13 protein-coding genes are annotated in these 17,164 nt (G+C 55.6%); all 13 read right to left on the reverse strand.

The window, feature by feature from the left end; all coding sequences use genetic code 11:
• Positions 1–108 precede the first annotated feature (108 nt).
• Entirely contained in the window at positions 109–1,194 is a 1,086-nt protein-coding gene (gene asd / locus NST04_RS22385; protein ID WP_341021331.1) for an aspartate-semialdehyde dehydrogenase, read from the reverse strand.
• Between the two features lie 123 nt (positions 1,195–1,317).
• The gene (locus NST04_RS22390) at positions 1,318–2,559 is read right to left on the reverse strand and encodes a VWA domain-containing protein (protein WP_341021329.1); all 1,242 of its coding nucleotides are present in this window, start codon (positions 2,557–2,559) and stop codon (positions 1,318–1,320) included.
• Positions 2,560–4,905 carry a DUF5682 family protein gene (locus NST04_RS22395; protein WP_341021328.1) on the reverse strand — a complete coding sequence of 782 codons (2,346 nt, stop codon included), beginning with the start codon at positions 4,903–4,905 and terminating at the stop codon, positions 2,560–2,562.
• The gene (locus NST04_RS22400; protein ID WP_341021327.1) at positions 4,902–6,005 is read right to left on the reverse strand and encodes an AAA family ATPase; all 1,104 of its coding nucleotides are present in this window, start codon (positions 6,003–6,005) and stop codon (positions 4,902–4,904) included. The genes NST04_RS22395 and NST04_RS22400 overlap by 4 nt, the downstream gene beginning before the upstream one ends.
• A gap of 76 nt (positions 6,006–6,081) precedes the next feature.
• Positions 6,082–7,914, reverse strand: a complete 1,833-nt coding sequence (locus tag NST04_RS22405; protein ID WP_341186216.1) for a HEAT repeat domain-containing protein — start codon at positions 7,912–7,914, stop codon at positions 6,082–6,084.
• A gap of 26 nt (positions 7,915–7,940) precedes the next feature.
• Positions 7,941–9,746 carry a HEAT repeat domain-containing protein gene (locus tag NST04_RS22410; protein ID WP_341186217.1) on the reverse strand — a complete coding sequence of 602 codons (1,806 nt, stop codon included), beginning with the start codon at positions 9,744–9,746 and terminating at the stop codon, positions 7,941–7,943.
• 14 nt (positions 9,747–9,760) lie between these two features.
• Complete coding sequence (locus NST04_RS22415; RefSeq protein WP_341186218.1) at positions 9,761–11,206, reverse strand: SWIM zinc finger family protein; 1,446 nt, start codon at positions 11,204–11,206, stop codon at positions 9,761–9,763.
• A 310-nt stretch (positions 11,207–11,516) separates the two neighbouring features.
• A complete protein-coding gene (locus tag NST04_RS22420) occupies positions 11,517–12,119 on the reverse strand; it encodes a response regulator transcription factor (RefSeq protein WP_341021321.1) in 603 nt (200 codons plus the stop codon).
• The gene (locus NST04_RS22425; RefSeq protein WP_341021320.1) at positions 12,116–13,255 is read right to left on the reverse strand and encodes a sensor histidine kinase; all 1,140 of its coding nucleotides are present in this window, start codon (positions 13,253–13,255) and stop codon (positions 12,116–12,118) included. Before NST04_RS22425 ends, NST04_RS22420 begins: the two co-directional genes overlap by 4 nt.
• A gap of 158 nt (positions 13,256–13,413) precedes the next feature.
• Positions 13,414–14,481 carry a fatty acid desaturase gene (locus NST04_RS22430; RefSeq protein ID WP_341023286.1) on the reverse strand — a complete coding sequence of 356 codons (1,068 nt, stop codon included), beginning with the start codon at positions 14,479–14,481 and terminating at the stop codon, positions 13,414–13,416.
• 116 nt (positions 14,482–14,597) lie between these two features.
• Complete coding sequence (locus NST04_RS22435; protein WP_341021318.1) at positions 14,598–14,759, reverse strand: hypothetical protein; 162 nt, start codon at positions 14,757–14,759, stop codon at positions 14,598–14,600.
• Entirely contained in the window at positions 14,753–15,235 is a 483-nt protein-coding gene (locus tag NST04_RS22440) for a hypothetical protein (protein ID WP_341186219.1), read from the reverse strand. The genes NST04_RS22435 and NST04_RS22440 overlap by 7 nt, the downstream gene beginning before the upstream one ends.
• Positions 15,236–15,567: 332 nt before the next feature.
• Complete coding sequence (locus NST04_RS22445; protein ID WP_341186220.1) at positions 15,568–17,163, reverse strand: response regulator; 1,596 nt, start codon at positions 17,161–17,163, stop codon at positions 15,568–15,570.
• Between the last annotated feature and the right edge of the window lies 1 nt (position 17,164).

Consider the following 17,164-nt stretch of genomic DNA (forward strand, 5'->3'; position numbering starts at 1 on the left):
TATCTTACCATTATTTCGGGCGGATTGTCAGGTCAAACTGCAAACAGCCTGCGCGGAGAGCCTCCGGCAGGCTGCATAACGGGTATCCGTCCAAGAGCATAGATATGCTTATTTGGGCTGAATATATCCTTCGGCCTTCAGCAATTCGGCGATCAGTACCGCACCGCCGGCAGCGCCTCTTACCGTATTGTGGGACAGGCTGACGAATTTGTAATCGTACAGTGAATCCTCGCGCAACCGTCCTGCGGAGATGCCCATGCCATTCTCAATGTCACGGTCCAGACGGGTCTGCGGACGGTTCTCTTCCTCAAAATACGTGATGAACTGCTTAGGAGCACTCGGCAGACCGAGCTGCTGTGGACGCCCCTGGAAGCTGTTCCAGCGTTCCAGAATCTCTTCGCGGGAAGGCTTCTGCTCAAAGGAGGCAAAGACAGCCGCCATATGGCCGTCAGCAACAGGCACACGGATACACTGGGTAGTGATTACCGGCTGCTCGCTTGGGACGATCCCCTCACTGGTTACCTTACCCCAGATCCGCAGCGGCTCCTGCTCGCTCTTCTCTTCTTCTCCGCCGATGTAAGGAATCACGTTATCCACCATATCCGGCCAGTCCGCGAAGGTCTTACCCGCACCTGAAATCGCCTGATAAGTGGTTACAACCACCTTAGAAGGCTTGAACTCATGAAGTGCATTCAGGGTGGGCATATAGCTCTGAATGGAACAGTTCGGTTTCACAGCGATGAAGCCGGTCTCTGTCCCCAGACGCTTCCGCTGCTGGGCGATAACCTCCAGATGCTCCGGATTGATCTCAGGAATCACCATCGGAACATCCGGTGTCCAGCGGTGCGCCGAATTGTTGGAGATCACCGGAGTTCCGGTACGCGCATAAGCTTCTTCCAGCGCCTTAATCTCATCCTTCTTCATATCTACGGCGCAGAAGATCAGATCCACATCCGCAGCCACTTCCTCCACCTTGGAGGCGTCTTGAACCATGATGCCTTTAACTGCGTCAGGCATAGGAGTGGACAGCTTCCATCTGCCTTGAACAGACTCCTCATAGGACTTGCCGGCTGAATTCGCGCTCGCCGCAATCGCTGTTACCTGAAACCATGGATGATTCTCCAAAAGTGCAATGAAACGCTGGCCGACCATACCGGTACCGCCAACAATACCCGCTCTGAGCTTCCTCGACATAAGAAATTCATTTCCTTTCAAGCAGCGCCTAGCGAAAGGTGCTTTTTAATAACCGATTATAAATGATAGCGGCATGTTACACAATATGTGATTATAAAGTAAGTGTTTCCTGTTTAAACAAAATCACCGCGTCATCCCCAGCCGCTTCGCCAGCTCACCCAGCTCCTGGCCCTTGAGTGCTCCCTCCACCAGGACAGGCAGCAGTGCCGGAGTACAGGCGAAGCAAGGCGTTCCATCACGGGCGAGCTGGGCGGCCAGCCGTTCATCATAGGAAGGCTTGCCTTCATCGGAGAGGGCCAAGAGCGTCATCGTCCGCACCCCGGATTCCCGCAGCTCGCGCATCCGCCGGACCAGCCCGGCCTGATTGCCGTTCTCGTACAGGTCCGATACGATGATGAACAGTGTCTTCTTCGGCTCCTCGATGAACTGCTCACAATACTTCACCGACTTATGAATATCCGTACCGCCCCCGAGCTGGATGCCGAAGAGCATGTCAACAGGATCATTCGCACACTGCTCCGTCAAGTCAACCACCTCGGTATCAAAAGCAACGACACGCGTGTTCAGCGCCGGGATACTGGCGAAGATCGAGCCGATCACCGAAGCCCAGATCACGGAGCTGGCCATCGAGCCGCTCTGGTCAATATCTACAATGACCGTCCATTCCTTGCTGCGGCGGGCCCGGTCAAAATAGAAGAAGCGTTCGGGGATAATCATCCGCCGCTCCGCATCGTAGTGCTTCAGGTTGCGCTCAATTGTCCGTTTCCAGTCCAGGCCGCTAAGCGAAGGCAGCGGGGAATGCTGCCGCTTATTGAGTGCTCCGGTAACTGCACGGCGGATATCAGTCTCCAGCAGCTTGACCAGCTCATCCACGAGCGCCTGAACGAGCATTCTTGCGGTATCTTTGGTTTTCTCCGGGATTTTACCCTTAAGTGCCAGCAGCGTACCGACCAGCTGGATATCCGGCTTCACTGCCGCCAGCAGCTCCGGCTCGAAGAGCAGCTGCTTCCAGCCCTTGCGCTCCATCGCATCGGTCTGAATAACCGAGACCACATCCTCCGGGAAGAAATTCCGCACATCCCCGAGCCACTTGGACAGGTTAATTGCTGACTTTCCCGAGCCTGAACCTCTGCCCTTCGATGCGGCAGCGGCACTCCCTTCTGCCTTACCTGCGCCTGTCTCATTATAGATAGCCGCCAGTGCGGCATCCATAATCAGCTCTTCCTCGCTTAAGATCCGTCCGCTGCCCGGGCCGAAGCCGGGCAAGGCCTCTTCTGCTTCCTGCCCCAGAATCAGCCGCCAGCGTGTAAGCGCTCCGTTCCGGTTATCATCCTTCAGTTCTTCCTTCAGTTCTTCTTCACTCATCTACAAATCCCCGAAGTCAAAATCATTCAGATCATCCAGCATTTTGGCTTCCTCCTCCTTCAGTTCTCCTGTCAGAATCTCGGCGGCCTGCTCTGTGTTCACGCCCCACAGCTCACCCAGCAGCTCGGCGATCATCGTCTTCTCACGCGGGGAGAAGGTACTGAACGCCCGGCGCAGGAAGACCAGCGCACGCTTGAATTCCTCATCCTCCAAGGCGTTGATATAGTCATTCAGCTGCTCCCACAGGCTCATCCGCGACAGCAGCCCATAGCGGTTACGCATGGACAGCCCTTCGAACCAGCCTGCCCCCAGGTCTGCCGGTATCCCTGGAGACAAGCGGCGCGACACCTCTGCCGCAACCTCTCCGGCAGGGATGGCTCCCCGCTCCATCAGAATTGCACAGGCGAAGCCCGACAGCCGCGGGTTGCGGTCATCCCGCTGCGCCAGCTGCAGCAGCTCCTGCAGCCACAGAGCCGTATCTGCAATCTCGCTATGCTCCTGCGAGATGTTGTTCAGATCATTCATTGCGCCGATCATCAGCGCCGCCGCTTCATCATTGCAGCCGCTGGCATCCAGCAGGAACAGGCAGCCCCGGCGGAACAGCTCCTCCAGCAGCGGTATGAACGGGGCCGTATCCACCTTGCGGATGTCGCCATAGCCGATGATCTTGGCCAGCTCCCTGGCAGCCGTGGCAATCGAGACGACATCCCGGCTGTCTACCGCAAGGCGCTGGAGCACGCGACTGCTCTCCTCCATCTGTGTGGTCATGGCACATTCGCAGGCGGTGACAATCAGCGCGGATGCCTCAGCGATGGAGCTGCATTCCAGCAGCTTCTCGCGCAGCACATAGGCTGCCGCCACTTCTATGGTCTCCCCCAGCAGGGTAGACTCCACAATCTCAATCTCCACCTCCGGCGCCCACTGGAGTATCCAGTGCTCCGCCCAGGTCGCCCCGGACTGGCCGCTTGGCACATTCCGGGCGAAGTGGATACCGAGCAGTTCCAGCCGGTGGAACAGCACGGAGCGGTGCAGATCGAGGTAAGCCGCTTCGCTGCTTGACACCCGGCGGTTCTCGCGCAGATCCAGCGTCAGGTCGCTGGCTACGGTCGATCTGTACTTCTCCAGCTTGTAGCGCTTCAGCAGCCGGTTCAGGTCATCCTGAATCGGCGTCTGGCTGACGCCATCGGCCAGCCTTCCGATGTTCGTACCGACATCGACCCGGGCCAGCGAATCAGCGATAACAGCCAGATCCCCATGCCCGAGCAAGGTCTGGGCGGCATCGCGCAGATCACGCAGCGTAGGTGCGCTTCCGCCGTGCAGCGCAGCCAGCGACTCCGCCAGCCGTACCGCTTCAATGACCTCAGCCGTGGAGCGGTGCGTCCCTGCCCTGCGCACCATCCGGGCCACGGAGGAGAGATAGAGATGGGGCAGCTCCTCAGCGCGGCCGGAGGCCATCAGCTCCCACATCATCTGGAAGTAGTGCGGAGCTGCGTTGCCCGCACCATACCCCGACATAGTGGAGAGCTTATAGTAGGAATACGGCATCAGCGTCAGCTTGGTAGAGCGTGAAGGCAGTGACGCCAGCTCCGCATCACTCATTCCCTCCGAGAGATCGGCCAGCGCGGCGGCGTGGTATGCCCCGCAGATCACAACAATCTTCTCCGGCACATGCCCTTCGTCAATCTTGAGCTGAATCTGCCGCCGCATATAAGACTCGCGCAATGCGTTATATGCATATTCCCGCGGCTGCTCTGCGCGCTCCGTGGACTCCGACAGCTCCCGCATCTGGGCAGAGAAGGCCAGGATCGCGGCGCGGTATGCGCCGCTGCTGGCGTTATGCTCGTAATTACGCTCCCAGTACATATCATAGTCATGCTCACCGGCAATCCGGGCAATCCGGCTGTATACTGACTCCGGCTCACGAACTTCCTCTTCCGCCGGTTCCCCCTGTTCGTCAGCCACAGGCTTCAGTTCTGGGCGTCCACCGGCATCCTGCCGTAACGCATCCTGCAGCCCCAGTGTTACAGAGGAAGGCAGGTCGATGAACTCTGCCTGTGCTCCATGCTCCTGCGCCCATTTCATCCCCTGATATTCCGGGGAATACACAGCGAACGGCCAGAGCACCGTCCGCACAGGCAAATCCTCGGTGAAGGCCAGAATAGCTACCGGCGGCTTCGTTACCGCATGGGTTAAATGACGGATCTCTCCGCTGGCATCACTCGGCCCCTCAATCAAGACGGCGGTCGGCTGCAGCTCGTTCAAGTATTCCAGGACATGCCTGGCACCGCCCGGAGACAGATGCCGGACTCCGAAGACATGAACGCCGGCAACCGCTGCCCTGCTCACTCGTTCATCTCCTTGCAGGCTTGATAGAGTCCGCGCCAGTCCGCTCCTTTTTTCTTCATTACATTATCCAGATATTCCTTCCAGACCAGCTTATCCTTATCGTCATCCTTGACGATCGCCCCTTGGAGTCCCGCTGCCAGATCCTCGTCGGTCAGTTCCCCGCTCCCGAAGCTTGCCGCCAGGGCCATGCTGTTCGTCAGCAGCGAGATGGCTTCTGCCGTAGAGATTACACCGGCTGGAGTCTTCACCTTCTCCTTCTTGTCGAGGGTCATGCCGCTGCGCAGCTCGCGGAAGATGGTAACCACCTTCAGCAGCGCTTCATCTGCCGGAACAGCAGCCTGCAGCTCATAGGAGGAGGCGATCTCACCGACACGCTTCTTCACAATGGACAGCTCCGTCTCAAGGTCAGATGGCGCAGGCAGCACAATGATATTGAATCGCCGCTTCAGAGCAGCGGACATTTCATTGACTCCGCGGTCCCGAGTATTAGCAGTGGCAATAATCGAGAAGCCCTTGCGGGCACTGGTCTCCTTGCCCAGCTCCGGCACGGAGATTGTCTTCTCCGACAGAATGGAGATCAATGCGTCCTGCACCTCGGAGGCACAACGGGAGATTTCTTCAAACCGGGCAATACCGCCGTCCTCCATCGCCCGCATAATCGGGCTCTTGACCAGCGCCTCCGGCGTCGGCCCGTTCGCCAGGAGCATGGCGTAGTTCCAGGAATAACGCACATGCTCTTCGCTTGTTCCCGCTGTCCCCTGCACTACCATACCTGAGTTGCCGTAGATCGCCGCTGCCAGATTCTCGGACAGCCAGGATTTGGCGGTGCCCGGCTCCCCGATCAGCAGCAGTGCCCGGTCAGTGACCAGCGTGGCAACGGCCATCTCAATCAGCCGGATGTTCCCGATATATTTCGGGGTAATCACGGTTTTGCCCGCCTTGCCGCCAGTAATGAAGGTGAGAACTGAGCGCGGGGACATCTGCCAGCCGGCAGGAATACGTCCGGTGTCCTCCTTGCGCAGAGCCTCCAGCTCCTCACGGTACAGGATTTCAGCCGGCAGACGCATATAATCCTGAAGCTGACCTTGTTCTGTTGACATGTACACCTCTCCTTTGTATATCCCCGTCTATCCGGGACTATCTCTTCCGTACTGACTCGTAAGTATATTGCAGACTTTACTGCTTACTCACTAGCTGGTCCAGTATATATTCCAGCTGGCGCTTGGATTCATATTTGAACCGGGGAGCGATCTCCTTCACCCGGTCCACATAGCTGGCCGGGAAGCGCTCCATCATCTCGAACAAGTAGTGGTCAAAGGTATACAAATTGCGGACGTTGTTCTCTTCAAGCGCAGAAATCAGCAGCTCCAGCCGCTCCGTCTCAGGCAGTTCTGCCCTCTCCAGTCCTTTGAAAATATTGGCCAGACGGTCATACGTGTACCGCTTGAGCGTTCCTTCCAGCTTGCCCCGCAGGTAATTCTGTACTCCCTGATGTCCGGGCCGGGCGAAGACACAGGCCAGATTCATGGCATCCTGCTTGATAGACCATTCCAGCCAGCGCGGGTCCCATTCCGCAGCAACCTCTTCAGCCGACATGATCCGTCTGTTGTACTGTCTTACGCCCGAGGCATCCCAACGTACCTCATAGTCCCAGTAAAGGTCCACGGCCTGCTCCTCGATCGTATGAATCAGCAATTGTGTGCGCTGAGCGGCCTGCTTGGCCGCCTGACCTACCAGCTTGGTCTCCGTGAGTCCGGCGAACCGGTCGAACATCTCCTGCGGGCTGACCCTCCTTTTCGCGGCATGGAAATAGTTCGGCAGATACCGCACGCTGCGCTGCGCCAGCTCCGCGAGCTCTTCCAGCGCGGCGTTATCCGCTGATTCCTGCTTGTATCGGGCTGCCTGGTCAATCAGATGAATCCACCCGAGGGAAGTATAACGTTGATACTCCTTAAGAACATAGCTATAAATGGCATCCAGTTCCGCACTCTTTGCCTGGTGGAGAGCAGCCATGAAGGGAGCCAGCTCATCCCAGGCCTTCTCAGTGATTTTCTTATCGGCATTCGTCTCCGGTGCGGCTGTAAGCTCATCCATGAATAATGCCGTAAGCCTAGCATAGACCGCTGCAGGAGCCCCATATGCCAGCACTGCGGCTAACATCTCACGGTCCTTCTTCTGGAGGAACACCTCAATGAGCCGCTCTGCTCCCTGTGCAGATCCACCCGCTGCCAGCGCTGTGTAGGCGGCTTCACGGATGATTTTCTTCTTGTCGGCAGACCACTCCAGCAGGAGTCCTGTATATTCCTCATATTCTCCCAGACACTTGATGGCCGCTGCCCGGATCTCATCACTGCCGTTCTCGGCTGTTTGAACAATAACATCCAGGTGACTGGAAGCGCCTGCTTGAGCAATGACCTCCAGCTTGCGGACCTCGCTCCGACCCCCGGCCGGGTTGAAGCTCTCCAGCAGATATCCGGCGATCTCCGGCCCATAGGAAGGGAGAATATGGTTCTTCGCATATTCCGCCAGCTCCGAATACGGGTCGTTCAGTGCTGAGACAGCCAGCGGCAGCAGACGAAGATCCTGAAAGACTCCTTCCTTATAGGCATCCAGTACAATCTCATATCTGCCGCTTCCGGTAGTGGTGAGCGCTTCAATCACAGGCGCAAGCTTCCGGTAGGTCTGATTCGTCTGAAGGGTGAACTTCCGGACCGGCAAGGGTCCGGGAGTTCCATCCACGGTTGTCGTTCCCTGGGTGTATAGCACGGACTCCAGCAGCAGGGTATTCTCCTGCAACTGAATACCCGGGGCAAGACCCTCCGGGCTACCCGGTTCAATCAGTGCAGTAATTCCCTCGCCTAGCTTCTTGAAGACCGGTGACCGCTCGCCTAGCTGCTGAAATTGCGGAAGCAGCCGCTTCAGGCGGAAATCTCCGGCCGCCAGCTCACTTCCGGCAATATACAGTCTTCTGTATTCCTGATGCAGCTCCTGCAATAACGCTGTGCTCATGGATTGTCCTCCCTAAGTAAATATAATTAGTTCATGATGCTGATCAGGTGCTCCAGTTGCCGCTTGGCCACGAACGTGTACCTTGGCGCCGCAGCTTCCAGCCGGGAACGGTATACGGCCGGCAACCGCTCCAATAGGCGGGTCAGCGAATTGCTAAACTGTTTCGTCTGATCGAATCTGCCGCTCTCCAGTGCAGACATAAGCAGCTCCAGGCGTTCCGCCTCGGGCACTCCTGCACGCTCAAGTCCAATGAAAATATTAGGAAGAACCTCGTCATCTATGGGTTGCGGGGGAACCTTCAGCTTCTTCAGCAGATATTCCCGCACCCCCTTATGTCCCGGCCGGGCGAAAGTGCAGACCAGATTATGTGCATCCCGCTGGATGAACCAGTCGAGCCAGCGCGGGTCCCAGGCGGCTTCAATCGCCTCAGCGCTCATTCGATCAAAGGTATCCTCAGCCTTGTAATAGTACCGTGGCCGTGGATTAATAATCACCCGGTCCAGAATGTCAATCAGTGCCTGTTCCCGCTGCGCGGCATCCTTCTTCATGAAGGAGAGCAGCCTTTGCTTCAAGCCCCCGGCGAACTGGTTATACAGCTCCTGTTGAGTCATCATTTTCCGGGCGGCCTGGAAATAATACAGCAGATAGTTGTAGTCACGCTCCGCCAATTCCTGCAGCTCCCTAAGGCTGGAATCTGTTACTGTCCTCTCCTTGTACCGCACTGCCTGAATGATTAGATACTTCCATCCCAGCAACTGGAAGCAATCATATTCGCTGATTACATAGCTGTAGATTTCATCAAGCCTGCGGCTGCGGGCCATCAGCAGCGCTCTCATGAACTGCTTAATCTCTGTCCAGGCAGCCTCCGTCTGCTGCGGGTCTCTGTTATCCTGCGGCGCCTGGCGGAGCTTCTCCATGAACAACTTTGCCAGCTTCTCCACCGCCAGGGCAGCGGGCCGGTTAGCGAGTACCTCGGCAACCATCTCACGGTCCTTTGCGCCACAGAAAGCTTCGTAGAGCCGCTCTGCTCCCTGTTCACTCCCGCCGGCTGCCAGCGCCTTATAAGCCGCTTCACGAATCGCCTTCTTCTTGTCAGCGGACCACTCCAGCAAGGCTGGTGTATATTTCTCATCCTCTGCCAGGCAAGGGATCGCAGCAACTCTGACCTCATCGCTGCCGCTCTCAGCAGCCTGAAAGACCGTCTCCAGATGCCCGGCGGCACCTGCCTTGGCGATGACCTCCAGCTTACGGGCCTCACTCCGACCGCCTGCCGGATTGAAGCTCTCCAGCAGGTAGCCGCTAATCTCCGGCCCATACGAAGGTAGAATATGTTCCTTCACGTAATCCGCAAGCTCCGAGTAAGAGTCATTCAGCGCTGAGACCGCCAGCGGCAGCAGACGCAGATCCCCGAAGACGCCTTTCTGGAAGGCATCGGCCACGATCTCATATCTGCCGCTGCCCGTCGTGCTGAGCGCTTCCAGCACAGGAGCCAGCTTCCGGTACGGCTGAGCAGTCTGAAGCGTGAAGCTCCTCAGAGGCATGGGGCCTGGGGTTCCTTCCACAGCTGTTGTCCCTTGGGTGTACAGCACGGATTCCAGCAGCAGAGTCTGCTCCTGCAATAGAACGCCGGGGGCAGGCCCGTCAGGACTGCCGGGTTCAAGCAACACTGCAATTCCTTCACCGAGTCTCTTGAAGACTGGCGACCGCTCACCGAACTGCTGAAACTGCTGAAGCAGCCGTTTCAGGCGGAAATCTCCCGCTGCGAGCTCACTTCCGGCAATATACAACCTCCTATACTCCTGATGCAGCTCCTGTAACAACGCTGTGCTCATAGACGCCCCTCCTGTCAGTACAGCAGACGAATGATCTCTTCGTCCTTAATGACACTTAGCGGCTGGGCACGCAGACGTCCCTGGTCCAGGTCATGCTCGAACATGACCAGAACCGCACAATCCTCGCGGGCGCCGGCTGGCAGGAACGGCAGCAGGCCCACCGTGCCCTGCGGCATCGATGGAAGATCCTCCAGCAGCAGCCTTGTACCTTCCCCGTCAGTCATAACATACTGGCCGTTCTCTGTAACGCCCAGAGCTGCGGTATGCAGCAGCATGACCGGCTGCTTGTCGCTCAGCGGGTTCTTAATCTGGTTCTTCACCTTCTTGAAGACTTCTGAATATGAACGGTGAGCCTTGGCGGCCGCCCGCTCAAGATCTGAGCCTTGTACCGTTCTTGAAGACATGGACTCGTAGCGGATACGGGCATTCATGTCTCCAGGATAGGTGTATAGCTGTGGAACCACAGCAATGTCGAAGAAGCTGTCTTCCTCACGCATCAGCTTCGCCGCCTTGTATGGGCGGTAGTTAAAGGTCCGGCGGATCTCCCCGCCTTCCGCAGTGAGATCCAGCCAAAAGCCAAGGTCTACGAACTCTTGGCGGGCAGCATCGTTGTAGCTGTAGAAGGATAACTGCAGCAGCTCCGCCCCCTCCTTCACCAGCCCGTATTCCTTCAGCTCGCTAAGCTGCCAGGCATGGCCCAGCCATTCATCAATAGTGGATTCGTGATCGAGCGCCAGCTCCGGGTCCTCGCTCCGGGCCTGCAGATACGCCCGGCCCTTCTTGATAAATGCGTGTAGCCGTGTCAGCTGCTCCACCGCATATGTATAGTTCTGCTCCTGATCCTTGCCGCTGAACATCAGATTCGCGAAGCGGCGCAGCTCAATCTGCGCACCGGACAGATAATAGTTCCCGAGCTGCTTCACATGCCCCTGAACCGTCTTGGCCGCAGACTTGTCAATCGTGGACAGGCCGCTGCGTACAAAGGATAGCACCAGCTTCTCCAGCAGTTCAAGCCCTTCGAGCTGTGCGTTAATTTTTTTCTTCAGGGCGGATTTGTTAACCTTCTTCGGCTTGGGATCTGTCCCTTCAGCCGCCTGCTTGGCCTTGTTCTCTTCCCGCTTCTCGGCCTTCTCACGCTTCGATGCGATGTCTTCGGGAACCGGAGCAGGTGTGAACGTCTGGCCTTCGGTATAGGCATACAGCAGACCTAGTGCATGCTTACAGGGGAATTGGCGGCTGGGGCAGCTGCAGCGGAAAACCGGGCTGTCTGATACGATGAAGTCCACTGAACACTCATAGGGCGTTTTGCCGCTTCCGGCACATTTTCCGAATAATAGCTCTCCGTTCTCCGACTGATGGAGCTCCACAAAACTCTTTTTGCGGACCAGTCCCTGGCCGTTCTTGATCGCAGCAGCATTGGGTGCAAGTGAATCGACATACGTGGATGTTAGCTCTGGCAAATTAGATTCCTCCCGGCTGAATTAGGATGTAAGCAGAATGAATAGACGTGCATACAGGGCACAAGTATTTATTACCCAACTTCACATGAAACGACTACAAATAGGATCATATGTTTGCATTTATTTTAGCAAATCTTGGCGTCCGATCCAATAGAGTAACCGCTTTCAGATGAAAAATGGGTGGTAGGTCCTAGATTCCAGTCCTGTCAAACCTCGTTCTAAGCGGTTTATGTAACCTTATATTTGAACAAAAAAAACGGCCAGCCCTCCTAGAGACAGCCGCCGTTCATACTTCCCCGATAGGGATATTTTATTTGAACCAGCCTTTTTCCTTGAAGCGTGTAATCGCCTCGATCCGGTTGCCCACATCCAGCTTGTCCAGAATGACCGAGATGTAGTTGCGGACCGTTCCGGTGGTGATATAGAGCTGGCTGGCGATCTCCTTCGTATTCTTGCCGTCCGCGATCAGCCCCAGCACTTCCTTCTCCCGCTCGGTCAGCGGATTCGCTTCCTTCCCGTACGCCTCATCCATCAGCTCCGGCGCGTACATGCGCTTGCCGTCCATGACACTGCGGATCGACAGCGCAAGCTCTTCGCTCGGACTGTCCTTAAGCAGATAGGCGTCCACTCCCGCCTTGACCGCACGCTCGAAATAACCTGCCCGGGCAAAGGTGGTCAGAATCATGATTTTGCAGCCTTCCCCCTTCAACGCTTCTGCCGCCTCCAGGCCTGTCATCGCCGGCATTTCAATATCCATAATACAGATATCCGGCTGCAGCTGCTTCACCAGCTTCACCGCTTCTTCCCCGTTGCCCGCTTTACCGACTACCTGCATGTCTTCCTCCAGATCCAGGAGAGCCGATAGCGCCCCCAGCAGCATGCGCTGGTCTTCAGCTATCACGATTGATATCATTGCGCGTTCACCTCCATATCCGGCTGCTGAGCCGCATTAGGCACCTTAATCACTAGCGTAGTTCCTTCATCCTGGATCACTTCCATCGAACCGTTGACGAACTCAAGCCGCTCCCTCATTCCCTGCAGGCCATGTCCCTTGTGGTACAGCTTGGTCCCCTCAATCCCTCCGCCGTTGTCCTTCACTTTGATGACCAGTTCCGTCCGCGAGGATTCGATCTGAATCCGGCATAGTGTGGCGCCGCTGTGCTTGACCACATTGGTTACCGCCTCCTTCATACACATGCTCAGCACGTTCTCGGTAATCAGCGAGGTCTGGGTCAAATCGGTGTTGCCTTCCAGCACATAATCAATCTCAGCGGCCTGGAGAAGCTGGCGGATGCGCACCAGCTCGTCTTCCAGCCGGATGCCCCGCATCTGCGTGATCATCTCCCGGACTTCCTTCAGTGCACTGCGGGCCGTCATGCGCACATCGTTAATTTCGATCATGGCCTGCGCGGGATTCTTGGTGATCAGTTTACCGGCCAGGTCGCTCTTCAGTCCGATCAATGACAGACGTTGCCCCAGCGTATCATGCAGATCCCGTGAGATCCGCTGACGCTCCTCCATAATGCCCAGCTCGGAGATCCGTTTGTTGGCATCCTCCAGCTGCCCCTGCAGCTTATCCTGCCTGTTGCGGTTATACGTTGTGACCGGGAGCAGCACCACCGCAATGATACTGACCAGTACAAACGGCAGCTGCGAGAGGAAGACGGGATTGCGCATAATCAGCTCATAGTTAATCGCTACAATCGTAGTGAGCAAGTGGATCGGATAGAGGGTGAAAAAGGCTGCTCTTTTCTGGATATTCCCGATAAAAAAAGCCAGAAACAGCGCAAAGTACATATACCCGAACAGCAGCGTCATCGTAATCGAGACCACCATCTGCACACTCGTCCAGAAATAGACCACCCAACCCCTCGACTTGAACGACAGCACATAGCAGGCGAAGAAGACCATAATCATCAGGATGCCATACACCCAGCGGTCCGCCGTAGAGGAACGGAAGATGAAATAGAAGGGAAGAATGTAAAAAATAACCCATACATAAGGGCTTAGTCCCGTACTTTTATGAAAAATATGATGCCACTTCTGCATGTTAGCCATCCTTTTTGCCAGCAAGTTTATACCCCCATTTTAACATAAACCAGTATCCGACCGGCAACTTCCTTCTAAACAACCTGTGTATATTCTAAAAAGAAAGACCAGACCCGGCCTCTTGCTCCCCGGATCTGTCTTTCTGCATGTTCCCTCTTCTATTCGCTCTGGAATCCCGGTTTGATTACCTTCAGCCCTTCTTTCACGGCAGGCTCACTCTTCCGCAAGCGCTGCTTCAACTGCTTGAAGCTGACGAAGACCTTATGCTCTTCATCCCACAGACGGTATTTCAGTGCTTCGAGACTCGTGCTGAGTGTAATGGTGGTTGCCTTTTGCAAAGGCGGGCTGGCATTGTGAGCCAATTCCAGATTATAATTCGGCACCTTCGGGCTCAAGTGATGCACATGGTGGAACCCGATATTTCCTGTAATCCATTGCAGTACCTTCGGCAGCTTATAGTAAGAGCTTCCTTCTACAGCGGCGTTCACATAGCTCCACTCTTCATCATGCTCGAAATAGGTATGTTCAAACTGGTGCTGTACATAGAACAGCCAGATGCCGAGGAAACCGGACACGAACACAATCGGCAGCTGTACCAGCAGGAACGCCTGCCAGCCTATGAGCAGAATAATTCCAGTATATAAAGCCGCAATGGACACATTGGTCAGGTACGTATTCATGCGCTCCTTGCGTCTTGCCCCTTTAGCATTGAACCGGTACTGGATAAGGAATACAGCAATCGGTCCGATGACGAACATTACCAGCGGGTTGCGGTAGATCCGGTAATAGAGCTGCTGGAGCGGCTTGGCAGCCATATATTCTTCCACCGTCATGATCCAGATATCCCCAATGCCTCTTTTGTCAAGATTGCTGCTTCCGGCATGATGAATCGAATGACTGTGCTTCCACTGGCGGTAAGGGACCAGGGTAAGGACACCGGTGATGGTGCCGACAATATCATTGGCCTTACGGTTCTTGAAGAACGACCCGTGGCAGCAGTCATGAAAAATAATAAAGGTGCGGATGACAAATCCGGCAGCCGGAACCGCAAACAGCAGCGTCAGCCAGTAGGACACGGATAAGCTGAAGTAGGCGGCTGCCCAGAGCAGCACCAGCGGCCCAAGCGTATTCATGAGCTGTTTTATACTCGTGTTGCGGTCTGTTTTCTCGTAAGGGGCTACGCTTTTCTTCAATGTAGAGAGCTGGGGTATCTGGTTGTTGGTCATCGGGATCAGTTCCTCCTCGGATGCATCCATTCAAGGACACTTCTTATATTTCCAGTATAAAGAAGACAGTGTCATCCCCGTAAGTCATATATATCAACTCTGATGTATGACAAATGTCATAGTCTGCTCTGAATGGCTTGTCTGCCCCCCTCCTTCGTTCCGAGCAGCGGCAGCAGAATCAGCACCGCAATCAGGAACAGTACGCCGCTAACGGTGAAGACTGCGGATAAGGAGAGTATACCTTTTGCATAGCCAGCTACAGACATTCCGATCACCATGAAGCCATGAACATCGGCCCCATAATGCCGCCCACCCTGCCCATATAAGCAGTGTCTTTATGACGGAGCAACAGAGTATTGATACCGATATGAATACAAGGGTAAAAGAAGCCGCTAACTGTCTGGAGCGCCAGCGTCAGCACTGTATGATGCGACCAGCCTATTCCTACCGTTGCGGCCGCACTAATCAGCAGGCCTAGGGATAACATTGTCTGCGGCTTCATAGTTTTGCCTTTACTCATAATAAACATTCCGCCCATCAGCATCGCCGCTCCATTCGCCATCATCACCCACTGCAGGAAGCTTTTGTCTCTGCCCAGATTCTCCATAATGATGAAGACGCCCAGCGGCTGGACAGTCCGGCGGCAAGACCGGCGAACCAGCGGAGCGGACGGAACTCCCCGCCTAAAAGTGATGGAGGTCGCCTTGGTCTCCGGATTTTCACCGCTAAAGAGAAAAATAAAATCTGGGGACAAGAGCGTTTGGGACAAACCCTTTCATTTCCCCATACCGCTACTTCCGGCGTACTCAAAGGGATTTGTCCCTTTCATTTCTCCCTATCGCCTACTTTCAGAGTACTCAAAGGGATTTATCACTTTCATTTCTCCCTATCGCCTACTTTCGGCGTATTCAAAGGGATTTATCCCTTTCATTTCCCCCGTATCGCCCGTTTCCGGCGCATTCAAATGGATTTATCCCTTCCAGCAAACGACAAAAAAGCACCTAAGTCTCCTTAGGTGCTTACACAGGTTTCGCTTTACACGTTAAGTATCTTCTGTCTATGTATATATCTGTACCCTCACCCGTGCTAAGCCTGCTTCACATGCTCCTCACGGTACTCCGTGGGGGTCTTGCCGGTCGCTTTTTTGAATACCTGAGTGAAGTATCTCGGGTCCTGATAGCCGACCAGCGGCGCGACCTGATAGACCTTCACATTGCTGCTGCGCAGAATGTATTTGGCGTTCTCCATCCGGCAGTGGGTAACGAATTCGAGGAACGTGTAGCCGGAGATTTGCTTGAACAGGGTGCAGAAATGGCTGATGCTGAGATCGGCCACCTCGGATACCTCCTCGATGCTGAGATCCTTGTGGTAATTGGATTCAATGTAACGCTGGACCTTCTCAATGATGCTCCGGCCGTCCTCCCGGGCTGCGGTCTTATGACTCTGCTCCAGCCAGTCGCCAAAGGTGGTCTTCAGAACATCCATCATGGCAGGCAGTGTGCCGAGTCCGTTCAGCTTGCTGAGCAGCCCTTCGATGGACCAGTCATTATGGGTATTCAGATGTGCGAACTGCCGGTACAGCACCACACTCATCTCAATCATCAGACGCTCCGCCAGCGGCTGGGGCAGACTCTGGGCTTCAATGAAGAGGGACATCTCGTCAAAAAGAGCCAGCATCCGCGTAAGATTCAACGTGCGGATGCTCTCAATCAGCGACAGCTCCAGCTCCTTCGGATACTGCACCTCGCGGTTGCCCGCCGCTGCTGTCTCCTCTTCCAGGAAGACTCCGGCTTGGCCGGAATAGAAGCGCTGGTACAGCGCCTGGGAGGCTAACGGGTATACCGTGCTAAGCTGATCAATCCCGCTGGTGCTTCTGCTGATGCCGACAGAGCAGTTCAGCTTGGAATAGCGCTTGATCCCGGCTATGAGCTGCTCTCCGAGTTCCTGCTTGCTGTCATTCAGGCTCGCCGGGAAGAGCAGAATCCATTCCCCGTTATAGAACGGGAAGATGGACAATGCCCCGTTCGTAAGCGACCACTCCTCCAGGATATTGCGCACGGCAAACAGCCACAGACGCTTCTCCTCGGCGCTCCATTTCGCCGTCAGCGCGGCGTAGTCATCCAGACGGACCACCGCCATGAAGTATTCGCCCTCCAGCTCACTGTTCTCCAGCCATTTGAGGTGCTGGAGCGGCCGCGGATTGCCCAGCGTGAATTCGGCCAGCATGCGTTCGCGGGCCAGCAGCGACAAGGTCTGCACCGAGAGCATCAGCTGCTCGTTCTCCTTCTGGCGGTCCAGGCGCTCCCTGGCCCGCTTAAGCATCTCCACCAGCTCGTCATGGTCGATCGGCTTCAGCAAATAATCAAAGGCCCCCAGCCGCAGAGCTTCCCTGGCATATTCGAACTCCCCGTAGCCGCTGATGAAGATAAAGATCAGCTTGGCGCTGCGCGGCAGCACCTCCTTCATCAGCGTGATCCCGTCAATCACCGGCATCCGGATGTCGCTGATAATGATATGCGGGGCGGTCTGCTGAATCTGCTGCAAGGCGGCCTCGCCGTTCTTCGCTTCCCCCACAATGCTCAGGCCCAGCTCATCCCATGGAATCGCAACCTTCAGGCTGCGAAGTATAATTGGCTCATCATCAACGAGCAGGACCTTATATTTCTCCTGCTGTTCCTTCATC

This window comes from Paenibacillus sp. FSL H7-0756, from assembly GCF_038006765.1.
In the GTDB taxonomy this organism is placed as follows: domain Bacteria; phylum Bacillota; class Bacilli; order Paenibacillales; family Paenibacillaceae; genus Paenibacillus_AQ.

Excerpts from the sequence above, each read along its gene's own strand:
- NST04_RS22420 (WP_341021321.1), bottom strand. The coding sequence starts at position 12,119 with ATGATATCAATCGTGATAGCTGAAGACCAGCGCATGCTGCTGGGGGCG.
- NST04_RS22445 (WP_341186220.1), bottom strand. The coding sequence starts at position 17,163 with ATGAAGGAACAGCAGGAGAAATATAAGGTCCTGCTCGTTGATGATGAG.
- asd (WP_341021331.1), bottom strand. The coding sequence starts at position 1,194 with ATGTCGAGGAAGCTCAGAGCGGGTATTGTTGGCGGTACCGGTATGGTC.
- NST04_RS22390 (WP_341021329.1), bottom strand. The coding sequence starts at position 2,559 with ATGAGTGAAGAAGAACTGAAGGAAGAACTGAAGGATGATAACCGGAAC.
- NST04_RS22400 (WP_341021327.1), bottom strand. The coding sequence starts at position 6,005 with ATGTCAACAGAACAAGGTCAGCTTCAGGATTATATGCGTCTGCCGGCT.
- NST04_RS22410 (WP_341186217.1), bottom strand. The coding sequence starts at position 9,746 with ATGAGCACAGCGTTGTTACAGGAGCTGCATCAGGAGTATAGGAGGTTG.
- NST04_RS22430 (WP_341023286.1), bottom strand. The coding sequence starts at position 14,481 with ATGACCAACAACCAGATACCCCAGCTCTCTACATTGAAGAAAAGCGTA.
- NST04_RS22435 (WP_341021318.1), bottom strand. The coding sequence starts at position 14,759 with ATGGTGATCGGAATGTCTGTAGCTGGCTATGCAAAAGGTATACTCTCC.
- NST04_RS22425 (WP_341021320.1), bottom strand. The coding sequence starts at position 13,255 with ATGCAGAAGTGGCATCATATTTTTCATAAAAGTACGGGACTAAGCCCT.
- NST04_RS22405 (WP_341186216.1), bottom strand. The coding sequence starts at position 7,914 with ATGAGCACAGCGTTATTGCAGGAGCTGCATCAGGAATACAGAAGACTG.